Origin of the sequence: Candidatus Collinsella stercoripullorum, from assembly GCF_027669965.1 — a bacterium.
Classification (GTDB): Bacteria; Actinomycetota; Coriobacteriia; order Coriobacteriales; family Coriobacteriaceae; genus Collinsella; species Collinsella stercoripullorum.
The window spans coordinates 1-14667 of record NZ_JAQECM010000058.1; the positions used below are offsets into that span (position 1 = coordinate 1).

Annotated in this window: 13 protein-coding genes; 3 read left to right on the forward strand and 10 right to left on the reverse strand. The window is 61.1% G+C overall.

What is annotated here, in order from left to right:
- Positions 1–396: 396 nt before the first annotated feature.
- From PHA29_RS09315 to PHA29_RS09360, 10 genes are all read right to left on the reverse strand, one after another.
- Positions 397–852: a PTS sugar transporter subunit IIA gene (locus tag PHA29_RS09315; protein WP_270405490.1), complete on the reverse strand. Its 456-nt coding sequence runs from the start codon at positions 850–852 to the stop codon at positions 397–399.
- An 83-nt stretch (positions 853–935) separates the two neighbouring features.
- Positions 936–2126 (reverse strand): iron-containing alcohol dehydrogenase, encoded by a 1191-nt coding sequence (locus tag PHA29_RS09320; RefSeq protein ID WP_270405491.1) that lies wholly within the window; start codon positions 2124–2126, stop codon positions 936–938.
- A gap of 28 nt (positions 2127–2154) precedes the next feature.
- Complete coding sequence (locus PHA29_RS09325; protein WP_270405492.1) at positions 2155–3372, reverse strand: thiolase family protein; 1218 nt, start codon at positions 3370–3372, stop codon at positions 2155–2157.
- Between the two features lie 51 nt (positions 3373–3423).
- Positions 3424–4269 (reverse strand): 3-hydroxyacyl-CoA dehydrogenase family protein, encoded by an 846-nt coding sequence (locus PHA29_RS09330; RefSeq protein ID WP_270405493.1) that lies wholly within the window; start codon positions 4267–4269, stop codon positions 3424–3426.
- A 62-nt stretch (positions 4270–4331) separates the two neighbouring features.
- Positions 4332–5915 (reverse strand): acyl CoA:acetate/3-ketoacid CoA transferase, encoded by a 1584-nt coding sequence (locus PHA29_RS09335; RefSeq protein ID WP_270849333.1) that lies wholly within the window; start codon positions 5913–5915, stop codon positions 4332–4334.
- Position 5916: 1 nt separating this feature from the next.
- On the reverse strand, positions 5917–7497 hold the full coding sequence (locus tag PHA29_RS09340; RefSeq protein WP_270849335.1) for a class I adenylate-forming enzyme family protein: 1581 nt from the start codon (positions 7495–7497) through the stop codon (positions 5917–5919).
- A 26-nt stretch (positions 7498–7523) separates the two neighbouring features.
- Positions 7524–8672, reverse strand: a complete 1149-nt coding sequence (locus PHA29_RS09345; RefSeq protein ID WP_270405496.1) for a glycerate kinase family protein — start codon at positions 8670–8672, stop codon at positions 7524–7526.
- A gap of 24 nt (positions 8673–8696) precedes the next feature.
- Positions 8697–9578 carry a class II fructose-bisphosphate aldolase gene (locus PHA29_RS09350; RefSeq protein ID WP_270405497.1) on the reverse strand — a complete coding sequence of 294 codons (882 nt, stop codon included), beginning with the start codon at positions 9576–9578 and terminating at the stop codon, positions 8697–8699.
- Positions 9579–9705: 127 nt separating this feature from the next.
- The gene (locus tag PHA29_RS09355; protein WP_270405498.1) at positions 9706–10830 is read right to left on the reverse strand and encodes a PTS fructose transporter subunit IIC; all 1125 of its coding nucleotides are present in this window, start codon (positions 10828–10830) and stop codon (positions 9706–9708) included.
- Positions 10830–11153: a PTS fructose transporter subunit IIB gene (locus tag PHA29_RS09360; protein WP_270405499.1), complete on the reverse strand. Its 324-nt coding sequence runs from the start codon at positions 11151–11153 to the stop codon at positions 10830–10832. The genes PHA29_RS09355 and PHA29_RS09360 overlap by 1 nt, the downstream gene beginning before the upstream one ends.
- A 296-nt stretch (positions 11154–11449) precedes the next feature.
- Between PHA29_RS09360 and PHA29_RS09365 the strand changes: the two genes are divergently transcribed.
- The 3 genes from PHA29_RS09365 to PHA29_RS09375 all read left to right on the forward strand — a co-directional run bounded on the left by PHA29_RS09365 (position 11450) and on the right by PHA29_RS09375 (position 14096).
- Positions 11450–12022, forward strand: coding sequence for an STM3941 family protein (locus PHA29_RS09365; protein WP_270405500.1), 573 nt, complete (start codon positions 11450–11452; stop codon positions 12020–12022).
- A gap of 77 nt (positions 12023–12099) precedes the next feature.
- Positions 12100–13014: an AEC family transporter gene (locus PHA29_RS09370; protein ID WP_270405501.1), complete on the forward strand. Its 915-nt coding sequence runs from the start codon at positions 12100–12102 to the stop codon at positions 13012–13014.
- A gap of 50 nt (positions 13015–13064) precedes the next feature.
- Entirely contained in the window at positions 13065–14096 is a 1032-nt protein-coding gene (locus tag PHA29_RS09375; protein ID WP_270405502.1) for a sugar kinase, read from the forward strand.
- The last annotated feature ends 571 nt before the right edge of the window (positions 14097–14667 follow it).

Sequence of the window (14667 nt, forward strand, 5' to 3'; positions counted from 1 at the left end):
TCTGGGCGCACACATTCCCTCCACAACCGGAGCGTTTTAGGTTTCAGAATTCCATGCGTCAATGGTTGTGCCCCTTTCATCTCTGTCCACTTGACTCCCACGTGCGATATTGCCATCGCCAAATCCTGATCATTACGTACCCATTGAGGTTCAAGGTATATGTATGTATGCAAGTATGTATATATGTGTGGGCGACACATTGCCGCGGCCTCACACGCTCAAAGGGCCGCCCATGATGCAATCCGCTCTCGCTCTAAGCCGCACGATGCAAGCGGGCTCGGCATGCATCTGCATGCCGAGCCCGTACGTGAATTCAATATGAAGCCGCACCTCGTGCGCCCATGCCTTCTGAATCTGCGGAACCGACATTGCCTTGCGCCGGCCCCGCTGTCCTTACTAATCCAGCCGCGCGTTGATTACATCGGAAACCTGATCTGGCTGATCGGCTGTACGGATCACGTTGCGGAACTCCTCATCCATCAGGGCGCGCGCCACCTTGGCCAGCAGCTGGATATGCGTGGTGCCCGCCTCGGCACCGGGGACGAGCAGGGCGATGGCGAACATGATATCGCTCCCGTCGATTGACTCCCAGTCCGCCACGACATCGGCGAAGCGCAGGACGATCACGGCGGCGCCCGCAATCGCGTCGCTCTTGGCGTGCGGGACGGCGAAGCCGTCCATCATCCCCGTCGAGCCCTCCGCCTCGCGCGCATCGAACGCGGCGCGGACGGCATCGTAGTCCTCCGTGATCCCCAGCTCGACCGCTTTCCTCGACAGCAGGTCGAGCGCCTCGGCCTTGCTGGCGCACGAGATGTCGAGCAAAACGTTCTGAGGTTTCACAAATTCGGTCATGTCATTCTCCTTCATGGCGTAAATGCTGGCGGTTTTTGGACAAAGCCGCTGTCCGCGTCAGGCGAACGGCGACGCAAAGACCCCTATCGGGCGTTCTTGAGAATCGCCTCGATGTCCTCCACATGCAGTTCCATGAAGGCGCCGGCGTGGTCTCCGCCGCGGGCGTCAACCGCGCTCACGGCCATCTCGTGGATCTGCTCATCGGTGGGCTCGACGCCAGCCTCGGCGAGGCTCGTGGGCATACCTATGGCGTGGCACCACTGATCCCAGGCGTCGATACCGCGCAGCGCGGTGGCCTTGGGGTCATCGAAATCGTTCACGACGCCAAACACGTTGACGCCGAACTGCGCGAAACGCTCGGGACGCTGATCCATGACGTACTTGGCCCACGTGGACCAGATGGCGGTCAGGCTCACGCCGTGCGCCATGTCGAACATGGCGCCGAGCTCCTGACCGATAGCATGGCAAGCGAAGTCACCCACCAAGCCGGTTCCCGTGAGGCCGCAGTGCGATAGCGAGCCGGCCCACATAAGGTTGGCACGCGCCTCATAGCTCTGCGGGTTGGCGAGCGCGGCGGGCACGGCAGTGCGCACGGTGCGCATGAGGCCCTCGGACATGGCATCGATGAGCTGGGTGCCCTGCTCGAGCGTGAAGTAGCGCTCCATGGTGTGCATCATGATGTCGGCACCGGGGGCAGCCGTCTGGAAGGCGGGCAGCGAATAGGTGAGCTCGGGATTCATGATGGCGAACAACGGGCGGGCGCACTCATGGTTGTAGGAGCGCTTGAGGATCTTGTCGCCCATCGTATCGATGTCGATGACAGTGGAGTTGGAGGTCTCGGAGCCGGTGCCGGCAAGCGTGGAGACGGCGCCGAGCATGGCGATCTTATCGGTGGTCACCTTGTGCAGGAAGAGATCCTCGAGCTCGAAGTCGTTGGCAAGACCGTACGCAATAGCCTTGGAGGAATCGATGGCGGAGCCGCCGCCGATGGCGAGGATGAAGTCGACGCCCTCCTTCTTGCAGAGCTCGACGCCCTCCTTCACGAGAGAAAGGCGAGGATTGGGCACGACGCCATCGAACTCGACGTAGTCCACGCCGGCCTCTTCCATGCTCTTCTCGATACGGCCCAGAAGGCCCGTATTGCGAACGTAATCCCCGCCCCAGTGGATGAGGGCCTTGGTGCCGCCGCACTCCTTGACGAGGCGACCGGTCTCGCACTCGGTGTCCTTGCCGAAAACGACCTTCGTGGAAACGAGATACTCGAAGTTGACCATGATGATTGTCCTTTCCTTGCTGATACGCCTACTCGGCGGTGAAGTACATGGAGATGCCCTGGCCGCCGCCGATGCACATGGAAACCATGGCGTCGCGCTTCTCAGTGTGACGGCGCGCGAGCTCGTATGCGCACTTGATGGCCAGAATTGTGCCGGTGGCGCCGATGGGATGGCCGAGCGAGATGCCGCCGCCGTAGATGTTCACCTTCCCCTCGTCGAGGCCGAGGTCGCGCGAGACGGCGTACGCCTGGGAGGCGAAAGCCTCGTTGATCTCGAAGAAGTCGATGGCGGTAAGGTCGAGGTCGAGCTTCTCGGCCAGCTTCTTGCTGGAGAAGTACGGAGAGTAGCCCATAAGGGACGCGTCGTAGCCGGCGACGGCGAAGCCGCGAATGGCGACCATGGGAGCGCAGCCGAGCTCCTCCGCCTTTGCGCGGGTCATAATGACCACGGCCGCGGCGGCGTCGTTGAGCGAAGAGGAGTTGGCGGCGGTCACGGTACCGGTGCCGTCGGTGACGAAGCAGGGACGGAGCTTGGCGAGCGACTCGGCGGTCACGCCCTCGCGGGGATTCTCGTCGGTGTCGAATACGGTGACGGCGCCCTTGCGCCCCTTAATCTCGACGGGGACGATCTCGTCGACGAACACGCCGTCGGCGACAGCCTGGCAGGCGCGCTGCTGACTACGGGCGGCAAACGCGTCTTGCTCCTCGCGGGTCACATTGAACTTCTTGGCCACGTTCTCGGCGGTGACGCCGTTGTGGGACATGTCGAGAGGCCAGGTGAGGATGTCGATCACGCCGTCCTCGAACTGCTTGTGGCCCATGCGGGCGCCCCAGCGAGCGTCGGTGACGTAATACGGGAGCTGTGAGAGGCTCTCGGATCCGCCGGCGACGACGACCTCGGCCTGGCCGGTCTGAATCTCCATGATTCCGTCGGCGATAGACTGCAGGCCGCTGCCGCACTGGCGGTTCACGGAATAGGCGCAGGTCTCGTTGGGCAGACCGGCCTTGAGGCTGATGGCGCGAGCGACAAAGCCGTTAGGGCCCCAGGAACCGACCTGACCGATGATACACTCGTCCACAACCGATGGATCGATCCCGGCTCGCTTCACGGCCTCGCTCACCACGAGAGCCCCCATGTCGATGGCGGAAAGCGTCTTGAGGCTGCCGCCGAACTTGGCAATCGGGGTGCGGGCGCCGGCGACGAGCACGATGTCGTCGGGACGCTTCTCGAAAGTCTTATTGCTCATATCGTTCCTTCCTTATCTGTTCGCACGCTTGCGGCGGCCGACGATTCGGCGCTACTCGTAGTCGTAGAAACCGTGGCCGGACTTGCGACCGGTCTTACCGGCATCGAGCAGCTCCTTGAAGATCGGGGCGGGGCGATACAGCTCGTCATGGCCGTAGCCCTCATACAGGTTCATGAGCGAGGCGTACACGACGTCGATGCCCGAGAAGTCCATAAGCTCGCACGGACCCATGGGGTGGTTGCAGGCGAGCTTCATGGCCGTATCGACATCTTTGGGGGAAACGCCTTCTGACACGAGCCAGGCACCCATGTTCTCATAGGGGTTGATGATGCGGTTGACGATGAAGCCGGGGGTATTGGGCGCGGCAACCGAAGTCTTGCCAAGGGCCTCGGCGAGTTCGCAGGCCGCCTCATAGGCTTCATCGGAGGTCTTCTCGCCGCGAATGATCTCGACGAGCTTCATGACGGGCGCAGGATAGAAGAAATGCATGCCCAGGACCGACTCGGGACGACTGGTCGCTGCAGCGATCTCGTCGATATCGATACCAGACGTGTTGGTCAGCAGGACAGCGCCCTCATCGGCGTTCTGGTCGATCTGCTTGAAAGTCGCCTGCTTGAGGTCGAGGCGCTCGGGTACGGCCTCGACGACGTACTTGGCGCCGGCGAGCAATGCGTAGTCGGTCGAGTAGGTAAGGCGACCGAGCACGGCGTCGCACTCCTCCTGGGTCATCTTGCCCTTCTCCACCTTCTTCTGCATCAGGTTGGCGACGAGCCCCTGGGCCTTATCGAGCGGCTCCTGGGCGATATCGAGGTTGACGACGGTCAGCCCGGCCTGCGCGCAGGCCTGGGCGATGCCGCCGCCCATCAGGCCGGACCCGATGACTGCCACTTTGAACATACGCTTTCCCCTCTGTGTTGTAACCGGTATATCGATGCGCCCGCATGCGGGCGGAATCGCCGCTATTCGGCAAGAACGAAACGCCTGAGTCCTGCGGGGCCATCCTGCTCGAACAGGCAGGCATCCATGAGCTTGAGGTCGGGCGAAACGATGGGCTCGAAATCCATCATGCCGAGCACCTGGGTCTGGAGATCGATTCCGGGCGCGATCTCGGTGAGCATGACGCCGCTCTCGACCAGCTCGAACACGGCGCGCTCGGTGACGATCACGACGCGTTGGCCACTCGCCCGCGATGCCGGTCCGTTGAACGAGATCTGCGCGACGCGGGAGACCATCTTCCTGATCCCGCCCTCTTGCTCGATAGCCAGCTTTCCGTCCCCAAAGCGGTACTTGGCGCCGCGGGCGGTAAAAGTGCCCAGGAACACAACGGTCTTCGCATTCTGGGTAATATCGATAAAGCCGCCGGCTCCGGTGCAGCGGGAGCCCATCTTCGTGGAGTTGACGTTGCCCTCGCCATCGAGCTCGCCCAAGCCCATATAGGTCACGTCCACACCCGCGCCGTCGTAATAATCGAACTGCTCCGGGTGGCTCACCATGGCGACCAGGTTCTGGCCGATGCCGAAGTCGACACCGCCCATCTGAACGCCTCCGTAGATTCCCGACTCGACAGTGATCATCACGTCGTCAGCTATGCCCTCTTCCTGGCACACACGACCCACCATGTCATTAGGGATTCCGGTCCCCAGATTCACCACGGCGCCCTGGCGAAGCTCGCACACGCCGCGTCGGGCGATGAACTTGCGCTCGTTGAACGGAGCCGGCTCGATGGCGCTCTCGGGAACCGCAAGCTGACCGCAATAGCTCGGATCGAAGTAGAAGGAGTGGGTTTGGCGGTGGTCGACCTCGGGGTCGTCGCATACCACGATCTTGTCGATGAACACGCCGGGAACGGTCACGTCCTTCGGGTTGATGGTGCCGTTCTTGGCGACACGCTTCACCTGGGCGATCACCTGCCCGCCGAACCGCTTGGTGGCGAGGACGGCATTGAACACCTCGAGCTTCATGAGCTCCTCGGTGGTGGTGAGGTTGCCCATCTCGTCGCAGACGGTGCCGCGAATCAGGCAGGTGTCGATGGGCACCTCCTTGTAAAACATGTACTCCTCGCCGTGATATTCGAGGATCTCGGTGATATCGGGCAGCTCTCGGGTGCGGTCGTTCATCTTGCCGCCCTCGATGCGCGGGTCGATGAAGGTTCCCAGGCCGACCTTGCTCATCTTGCCGGGAAGGCCGCAGGCCATCGAGCGATAGAGCTGGGCGATCTGGCCCTGCGGCAAGCAGTACGCCTCGACCTGGTTGTTGGCGATCATATCCATCCAGCGCGGCTGGAGGCCCCAGTGGCTACCGATGATCCGGGTGACGAGTCCCTCGTGCGCAAGATGCTGGATGCCCCGCTCGCGATCGGACTGGCCGCACGAATGCAGCAGCGTCAGGCCACGGGGATGCCCCGTCCGCTCAAAACGGCGCTCGATCGCCTTAAGGTTGCTCTCGGAGGCCGAGACCAAGGTCATGCCGATCGTGGCGATCGTGGTCCCGTCCTCGATGGAAGCGGCCGCCTCATCGGCAGTCACAAAATTCGCCTGAATCATGCTAGCTTCTCCTTATCTCAAGCACGGCGGCGCGAACCGCGGCCCGGTCCGGCTTGTCCCCTACGGTCTGAGGGATATGGTCGACGAATACGATGCGCTCGGGGATTTCAAAACCTGCAACCAGTCCGCGCAGCGTATCGCGCAGGCCTCCCTCGGTCAGCTCGGCACCGGGCAGGGGAACGACCGCCGCCACGGCTACCTCTCCGTACAGCTCATCCGGGATGCCCGCGACGCACGCCTCGCGCACCCCATCGATTCCGCACAGCGTTTCCTCGAGGCTGCTGCACCAGATCTTCTCCCCGCCGCGGTTGATCATGTCCTTCTTGCGGTCAACGACCCACACCATGCCCTCGGCGTTCGCATAGCCCATATCTCCCGTGGGCAACCAGCCGGTACGGTCGAGCACCTCGCAGGCATGCTCGTGATACCCGCGCGTAACGCACGCTCCGGACAGCAGGAGCTCTCCCACCGCGCCGACCTCGACATCGCGCCCCTCATCGTCCACGATGCGCACGTCGACGCCGGGAACGGGCTTGCCGGTCGCGCCGGCATAGATGCTCGTCGGCGAATCGTACGGGAACAGCAGCGCCGGAGAAGCGGTCTCGGTCATGCCGTAAACCACCTGAAAGGCGCAGGTGGGGAGCCATTCGTGAAACGCGCGCATCTTGGAGACGGGCTCGTAGCTTGAACCCGAGAGCAGCGCGCGCAGGCTGGGAAGCTCAGGATACTCATCGCGCAGCTCAAGAACCTTCTCGAACGCGGTTGGCGAGGCGTGGAGATAGGTGATCTTCTCGTCGCGCACGCAGTCCAGAAGGCGCCTGGCATCGAAGCGGCGGTGAATGTAGGTGGTGGCGCCCACGAGCACGAACTGGGTCAACAGGGCAACCAACCCCGTGATGTGGTAAATCGGGACCGGAATCACCGTGCGGTCCTCCTCCGTCGTCCCCATCAGGCGACGATAGACCGTGGCGGCATGGAGGACGTTCGCGTTGGTGAGCAGCACGCCCTTCGATGCGGAGGTGGTGCCGGAGGTGTACATCATGACGGCATCGGACGCAAGGGAGCCCGCGCGGCGCGGCTTGGGCCAGGCGCGCAGGGCTTCGGGATACCCGAAGCCCTGCGCCGTCCGGTTGCACACCAATACAGCGGGGCAGGCGGAGCTCAGGCACTCCGCCCAGGCCCCAAACCGCTCGTCGATCAGGAGCACGTTCAACGACGCGCGCTCGACGAGCGAGGCGATCTCGGGCTCACGGAATTTCGTGGAGAGCGGAACGGCGACTGCCCCGATCATGCTGCAGGCGAAATAGGCCGTGCAGAATTCGACGCTCGCCTCGAGCAGGATACCGACGCGATCGCCCTCGCCCACGCCGTGGGCCCCCTGAAGATACGAAGCCATGGAGCCCGCCAAGCGGTGAAGCTCGGCGAACGTGTAGCGGCGCGCGTCGTCATCCACGAGAGCGCACGCTTCGGGAACGCGGCCCGCGGTCGCCGCAAGTCCGTCGAAGAGCGTCTCGGGCAGGCTGTCGAACGTATAGGCGCTCGCTCCCCCGACGACGCGCTCGGACATGCCCCGCTGCTGCATCGCATTCCAACAGGAACGGCCGCGAATCATGAGCAGACCTCCGCTTTCGAGGCCGCCAGGCGCGAGAATGCCGCCGCGGCGACGCGACGATAGTTCTCCTCGGCATGCTCCAAAGCCTCATCAAGCGGTACGCTCGGGTCGACGCACGGCACGAGCTCCGTCACACCGATGTCGAGGAGGGCGCGGGCGCCCTCGTCCATACCGCCCACGATGGCAAGAAGGGGGACGCCCCCGCGCTTGCAGCGCCGCGCGATACCCGAAAGCACCTTGCCGTCAACCGACTGCGAATCGGCATGGCCCTCGCCGCTTACACACAGATCAACACCTTGAAGCAGCTCATCAAACCCCGCCAGGTCGAGCAGGGCGTCGATGCCCGAGACGATACGGGCGCCAAGGCCCGCAACGGCCGCCGCGCCCATGCCGCCGGCGGCGCCCGCGCCGGGCACGTTGGAGGGGTCGACGCCGCTTGCGGCAGCGAGGCGGGACGCGTAGGTCTCCATACCGACCTCGAGGCGGCCGAGCATAGCGCGGTCAGCGCCCTTCTGCGGGCCAAACACGCAGGTGGCACCCCTCTCGCCCAAGAGCGGGTTTGTCACATCCGACATGGCGGTAAACGCCGTCGTCGCCACACGGGGGTCAAGATTGGCCATGTCCACGTACTCGACACGGCCCAGATCCCGGCCATACCCCTCAAGCTCCGCGCCGAATGCGTCGCGGAACACAACGCCGAGTGCGCGCAGGGCGCCCATACCGCCATCGTTGGTCGCGCTGCCCCCCAGGGCAAGGACGACCTCATTCGCACCGCGATCGAGAGCCGCGCGAATGAGCTCGCCGAATCCGTAGGTCGTGGTGTTCTCGGGATTGCGCTCGAGAGCGGGAACAAGGGTGAGGCCCGAAGAAGCCGCCAGCTCGACGACGGCCCTGCCGTCCTCGAGCATGCCGAACGCGGCCTTGACGGGGCCGCCCAGGGGTCCGGTTACCTCGACCTCGACGCGCTCGCCCGCAACAGCGGAAAGAAGCGCGTCAACGGTCCCTTCCCCGCCATCGGCCACGACAAGCTTGCGGCATGTCGCCTGCGGAAAGGCATGGAGAGCTTCCTGCTCGAGTATCGATGCAATCTCCCCGCTCGAAAGCGAGCCCTTGAATGAATCCGATGCGAACAGGAAGCAAGCCATACCGTCCGTACCCTTCAAATCGATTTAGTCGAAATCCTCGCCGGTGAAATCGAACTGATAGCGATTGGAAGAACCAATCATACGCATATATGCCCTGATGTACTCCGTGGCCGCCTGCTCGCCATGCATCTGGATATCCATGTAGTCGATCGAGGGCTGCTCGTTGAGCTTGTCGTGCATGGCCTTGCGCTGATGCTTGAAGAGGTCGGTGCAGACGTTGATCTTGTTGATGCCGAGCTCGACGACACGACGGATGTTCTCCTCGCCGGCACCGGAGCCGCCATGAAGAACCAACGGCATCTTCAGGGCTTCCTTGAGCTCGGCCAAGCGATCGAAATCGAGATGGGGAACGAAGTCGTCGGGATAGGCGCCGTGGGCGGTTCCGATCGCGACCGCAAGGCAGTCGCATCCGGTACGCTCCACGAATTCACGGGCCTGCTCGACATTGGTGTACATATCGGCGCTACGGCCATCGCCCGCCGCCGCCTGACCAACGTGTCCGAGCTCGGCCTCAACCGACACGCCGTGGGCATGCGCGAGGGCGACGATCTGGCTCACACGGCGAACGTTCTCCTCGAAGTCATAGCTCGAAGCGTCGACCATGACGCTGGAGAACCCCGCCTTGATGCAGCGGACGATGTCCTTGTACTCGCCACCATGGTCGAGATTGAGCGCCACGGGCACATCGAGGGGCTCGGCGATAGCGCGGATCATGGGGACCATGACCTCGGGCGTAGCGTGAGCCTTCATCTGACGGGGCGAGATGTCGATGATGACCGGCGCGCACTCGGCGGCCGCGGCGTAGCAGATGGCCCTAGCCTGCTCCATGTCCGTGCAGTTGATGGCCATGACCGCGTACTTGTTGGCACATGCGTGCCAAAGCATTTCCTTCATCGATACGTACATGGGAGTCCTCCATTATCTCGTGATTTCCCAACTTGGCGCTGTCTCCTGGCTTCTCGGGCGCTGAGGGCGGCCTCAGCGCCCGAGAAGCCAGGAGGGGCCTTGCAGCTCCTCCTGGAAGAAAAGGGGCTTAGCCGATCAGCTTGTCGAGAACGCCGTTGTTGGCCATCTCGGCTTCCTGATCAACCGGTTTGCGGAGCAGGAAGTAGAGAACGCCGGTAACGACAGCGCCAGCGAACCAGAACAGGATGAACTGAAGCGGGTTGCTCATCATCGGGATGACGAAGATGCCGCCGTGAACAGCCACGGACTCGAGCGCGAAGTAGCCGCACAGGCCGCCCGAGACGGCGCCGCCGATCAGGCAGGGAACGATGCAGCGCCAGGTGTCCTGGACCAGGAACGGGATGACGTACTCCTGGATGTAGCAGCAGGCGAGCACGAGGCCGGAAATGGTGGTCGAACGCTCCTTGGCGGTAAACTTCTTCTTGCCGGTGAAGCGGTCGATGATCTGGGCGATGCAGACGCCGAGCGGGTTCTGCATACCGCCGCACATCTTGCAGGCGGCAGGTCCGAAGATGCCGTCGGCGTTGAGGCCGTTGGCGACCAAGGCGACGGCCTTGCCGATCGGGCCGCCCTGGTCGATGGACATACCCATACCGATGGCAGCGCCGAAGACGAAGCCGCCGGCACCCTGGAGGTTGGTCAGGGCGCTCGTGATGAGGTTCATGAACCAGCTAACCGGCACCCCGATGACATACCACATGAGCAGGGAAGTGATGACGGTGCCGAGAACCGGAATCAGCAGAATCGGGAAGACCGAGCTCACGTCGGAGGGGACCTTCTTGGAAGCCTCCTTGAGGAAGTTCACGACGTAGCCGGCGATGATGCCGCCGAGCACGGCGCCCAGGAAGCCGGCCTTGATGGTGTTGGAGACCACGCCGACGGCGAAACCGGGTGCGAGGCCGGGCTTGTCCGCCAGGGCGTAGCCAATGTACGCACCGATGATGGGCACGCACACGTCAAAGATCGCAGCGCCGATGGCATAGATCACCATGGCGAGGGTGTACTCGGAATAGCCGGCGGTCGCTGCCATATCGGCGGCGATATTGTAGCCGCCCATGGCCTTGGCGACGCCCTCGAGGACGCCGCCGCCCACGATGAAAGGAATCATGTAGGAGATGCCCGTGAGGACAGCATCCCACACAACGGCTCCCTGGCTCTTCTTCTTCGCGCCCTTGCGCTGAATCTCTGCCATTACTCAATCGCCTCCAAAACCTCTTCGACGACACCGCGTGCCGTCTCAACCGTCATGACCTCTTTGGTCTTGCAGCTCAGCGTCGGGATCGGGTCGAACCGCTCGGGATTCTTGATCTTGATGTCCGCGGCGATGATGGCCGCATCGGCACGGGCGAGATCCTCATCAGTGATCACGTTCTCCATGCCCGTGGCGCCCTGCGTCTCGATCTTCGCCTCGTGGCCGGCGGCCTCGATCGCCTTCTGCAGGGACTCGGCAGCCATAAAGGTATGGGCGATGCCGATCTGGCAAGCAGTTACACCGACAATGAACTTCTTTGCCATGTGTCCTCCTCTCTGGGACTCGGATGGATTCGCCACTCCGGCGCATCCTCCAACGTTGCCTCGTGAGCACGCTCTCACGCAGTGGCTCAATCATATATCCTTCACAACATTTACCAAGTTGCTCTCTAGAATTTTCTGGTGTTTCACTGTTTCTTCAAATTTTGTTCGTACTCTGTTCGCAATTCTATCAACTGCTCCACTATTCCTCCATATTTTATTCAACTCTTATATGCGCTCTGTGGAGGTCTGCTACCATCCCTGTATATACACACGAAAGCGAAGGAGCGAGGTTCCCCATGGCGAACACGACCACCAGCATCAATTCCGACCGGCTCGATGTCCGCTTCAACATCGTCCTTCATCTCATTCTGATCTTCTGCGGCGCCTGCATGCTGTGCGCCGCCGTCCTCGCCGCATTCGCTCCCATTCCCCATGCGGAAAACCCCCTGCTTATGCGGGTCGGCATGGGATACTGCGGCATTCCCGTCTCCCTTGCGCTCATCGGCATCAACCTTCGCAAGGTCCTATTCCGCCGAAGTGCCGTCCGCATCGACGAAAACGGCATCACCGACCATTCGTCGGCGTTCTCCTCCGGATTCACGTCGTGGGACAACCTTCGCGAAGTCTATCTCCTGCGCCTTAAGAACGACGACTTCCTCTGCGCCGAACCCCTTGATTACGACGCATGGTTCGCCAAGCTCAACAAACGGCAGCAAAGGCTCGCGAGCGCAAATCGCGATCTCGGCTTCGCCCCTATCCGCATTCAGTTCCGCAAGGTCAGCGATCACGTTAGCTCGAAGGACGGCGTATCGTTCTGCAAGAAGATCAAGCCCAAGAAGGTCAGCGCCGTCCGTAAGCCCCGGTACTGAGCCGAAAACCCTCATTCTGCAGCTGAAAGCCCGATCCACACACCGATCGGGCCCACCATCATCGGAGACGCACTCACATGGACGTAGTCATCCTGAAAGTCAGCTCGTTCGCCTTTATTATCCTGTCGGGCATCGTTGCGGGCAGATCCGGCAAGCTCGGCAACCGGGCAGGGGAAATCATCTCGAAGCTGGTTTTCAGCTTCACCCTCCCGGCAGCCATTATCAACGCATTCGGATCCGCCGACTTCACGCCGCACATGCTGCTGCTCATTCCAGCCGGCTTCATCTGCACCTTCGTTCCGTACGCAATCGCATTCATCGCATCCAGGAACTCGTCTCGCGAGGATCGCATCCTCTACCTCATGAATATGAGCGGCTTCAACATCGGTTCCTTCGGGCTGCCCTTTGTCCAAACGTTCTTCCCCGCATCCGCTGTAGTCGCATCGTGTATGTTCGACGCCGGCAATGCGTTCATGTCGACAGGGGGCACCTTCGCCGTCACCTCTACCATCGTGAACGATGAGTCGGCGCCCCATCCCGTACTCGCGGGCCTCAGGCGCCTCTTCTCGTCGGTCCCCTTCGATACCTATATCGTTCTTGTCGCTCTTGCGGTTTCGGGCATGCGTATCCCGGAACCGCTGATCACCTTCACGCAGCCGATCGCCAGCGCCAACGCGTTTCTCGCCATGTTCATGCTGGGGCTCATGGTGGGCTTCACCATCGACCGAGACAAGCTGCACAAGCTCTTCAACCTCTTGGGCGGTCGAATCGCCATGGGCGCCATCATGAGCGTCCTTACGTTCAACTTTCTTCCCTTTGACTACCAGACGCGCTGCGTAGTCCTGCTGCTGCTGTGGTGCCCCATCGGATCGACTGGGCCCGTATTCACGCTTTGGGCCGGCGGAGACCACCGATTGGCGGGATTGGCTAACACCCTAAGCATCATACTAGGCATCATGCTTATCACTATTATAATCATCATAACCGGATAGACTGACGCACCGGTGCCCATCCTGTGCACGGTAATTCATTGAGGCCAACCATGAACGGCTACGCAAACAAAGTACTCTGCTTCGGAGAGCTTCTTCTACGCCTGTCCCCAAAGGGCAATGAACGTATCGAACAATCTGCTGAGCTCCAGTTCTACTTTGACGGAGCGGAAGCCATGGCCGCGCTGTCACTTGCCTATCAGGGGCAGAACGTCGCCTACCTTTCCAGCGTCAGCGATAATCGAATAGGAACTCGAGCCCTTATGAGCTTGTCGGGCGCGGGCATAGACATCTCGAGAGTAATGCGAAAGCCGGGCCGCATGGGGCTGTTCTATTTCGAACGCGGAGCAAGCGATCGAATGTCGACAGTCATTTACGACCGCGATTACACCCCCATCACCATGATGAGGCATGAGGAATTCGATTGGGACAGCCTTCTTAACGGAATCGATGCGTTCTACTTTAGCGGCATCATCCTTGCCATCAGCGATGAAATGCGCATCGCCGTCATCCAAGCGCTCCAAGCATGCAAGGGTCGTGGAATAAAAACCTTTTGTGACCTGAATTATCGCCCCCGAATGTGGGATAGGGCACTTGCGCGCAGCACATGGGTAAAGCTGCTGCCCTATGTTGACGTATGCATAGGGTGCGATGAAGACATTTGGAGTCTTTTCGCGCAACCCAATATCAACCCGAATCGATCAACGACCTTTGATTATGTTGATTATTATCGCGATACCGCACTCTCGATTTCGAAAAAGTATGAGTGCCACACGGTGGCGATTGAGATCCGCGCACTCGCATCAAGCGGCGTTGGCAGATGGAGCGGCATGATAATTCGAGACGACACCATGTCGATGTCGGAGACACGCGAGATTATGAACGGCGAGCACTCGGGCTGCGGGGACTCCTTCGCAGCAGGCGTCACGCTCGGCTGTCTAGAAGGATGGCGCCCCTCGACCATTATCAATTACGCGCTGATGGCCAGCGTCTTGAAATCCACAATCCCAGGTAGTATCAACTATCTGACACGTGATGAGATAGTATCCGCAGCCGGCTCGTCCCTGACTTTAGTTGACTACTAGAAAAAACGCCGCGAGCGCAAATCCGGCGCGCCCGTAGCGTGCCAGAAATCGCAGAGAACAACTCGACACCATGAGTCAGGCACGCTTCAGGCCCTTCCAGCAGAAGACTGATCAGACTTGCCATGAAGCCAGTCCACACAGCGCATACACGACGAGCAAAAGCGGAAATCGAGCAGCCGACCTCGATCTATAGGAATGAAAACCACTTGCCAAAGAGGCGCTCTCCACCACTTTGTATTCATAATGCATCTACAGCGATGAGCCAGGGTCGCTTACATTGCGCTTAACGGCCAATCACAATAATCTAAGTAAATGTAACTGCCAACAAGGCTATCCGGAAACACACTGCACGATTCCCAATCCCATAGAAGGTTTGGCTACGCCAACATGATGCATCAAGACAATTCAACGAATGGGACATCAGAGACTTACGAGAATATGCCAGCAGTACGGAACCAAAGTCCAACACACAACACATATATCCTGCCAGGTCACACCTGACCCGCGCCAAAAGAAAAGGAGCCCCCGAAGGGGCCCCTCCTCGAAACGCCGTCCACCGGTCAGCGGCGCC

What these genes read in the sequence shown, in the direction of transcription:
- PHA29_RS09370 (WP_270405501.1), top strand. Translation starts at nt 12,100, where the DNA reads ATGGACGTAGTCATCCTGAAAGTCAGCTCGTTCGCCTTTATTATCCTG.
- PHA29_RS09360 (WP_270405499.1), bottom strand. Translation starts at nt 11,153, where the DNA reads ATGGCAAAGAAGTTCATTGTCGGTGTAACTGCTTGCCAGATCGGCATC.
- PHA29_RS09325 (WP_270405492.1), bottom strand. Translation starts at nt 3,372, where the DNA reads ATGAGCAATAAGACTTTCGAGAAGCGTCCCGACGACATCGTGCTCGTC.
- PHA29_RS09330 (WP_270405493.1), bottom strand. Translation starts at nt 4,269, where the DNA reads ATGTTCAAAGTGGCAGTCATCGGGTCCGGCCTGATGGGCGGCGGCATC.
- PHA29_RS09335 (WP_270849333.1), bottom strand. Translation starts at nt 5,915, where the DNA reads ATGATTCAGGCGAATTTTGTGACTGCCGATGAGGCGGCCGCTTCCATC.
- PHA29_RS09320 (WP_270405491.1), bottom strand. Translation starts at nt 2,126, where the DNA reads ATGGTCAACTTCGAGTATCTCGTTTCCACGAAGGTCGTTTTCGGCAAG.
- PHA29_RS09345 (WP_270405496.1), bottom strand. Translation starts at nt 8,672, where the DNA reads ATGGCTTGCTTCCTGTTCGCATCGGATTCATTCAAGGGCTCGCTTTCG.
- PHA29_RS09315 (WP_270405490.1), bottom strand. Translation starts at nt 852, where the DNA reads ATGACCGAATTTGTGAAACCTCAGAACGTTTTGCTCGACATCTCGTGC.
- PHA29_RS09350 (WP_270405497.1), bottom strand. Translation starts at nt 9,578, where the DNA reads ATGTACGTATCGATGAAGGAAATGCTTTGGCACGCATGTGCCAACAAG.
- PHA29_RS09355 (WP_270405498.1), bottom strand. Translation starts at nt 10,830, where the DNA reads ATGGCAGAGATTCAGCGCAAGGGCGCGAAGAAGAAGAGCCAGGGAGCC.
- PHA29_RS09365 (WP_270405500.1), top strand. Translation starts at nt 11,450, where the DNA reads ATGGCGAACACGACCACCAGCATCAATTCCGACCGGCTCGATGTCCGC.
- PHA29_RS09340 (WP_270849335.1), bottom strand. Translation starts at nt 7,497, where the DNA reads ATGCAGCAGCGGGGCATGTCCGAGCGCGTCGTCGGGGGAGCGAGCGCC.
- PHA29_RS09375 (WP_270405502.1), top strand. Translation starts at nt 13,065, where the DNA reads ATGAACGGCTACGCAAACAAAGTACTCTGCTTCGGAGAGCTTCTTCTA.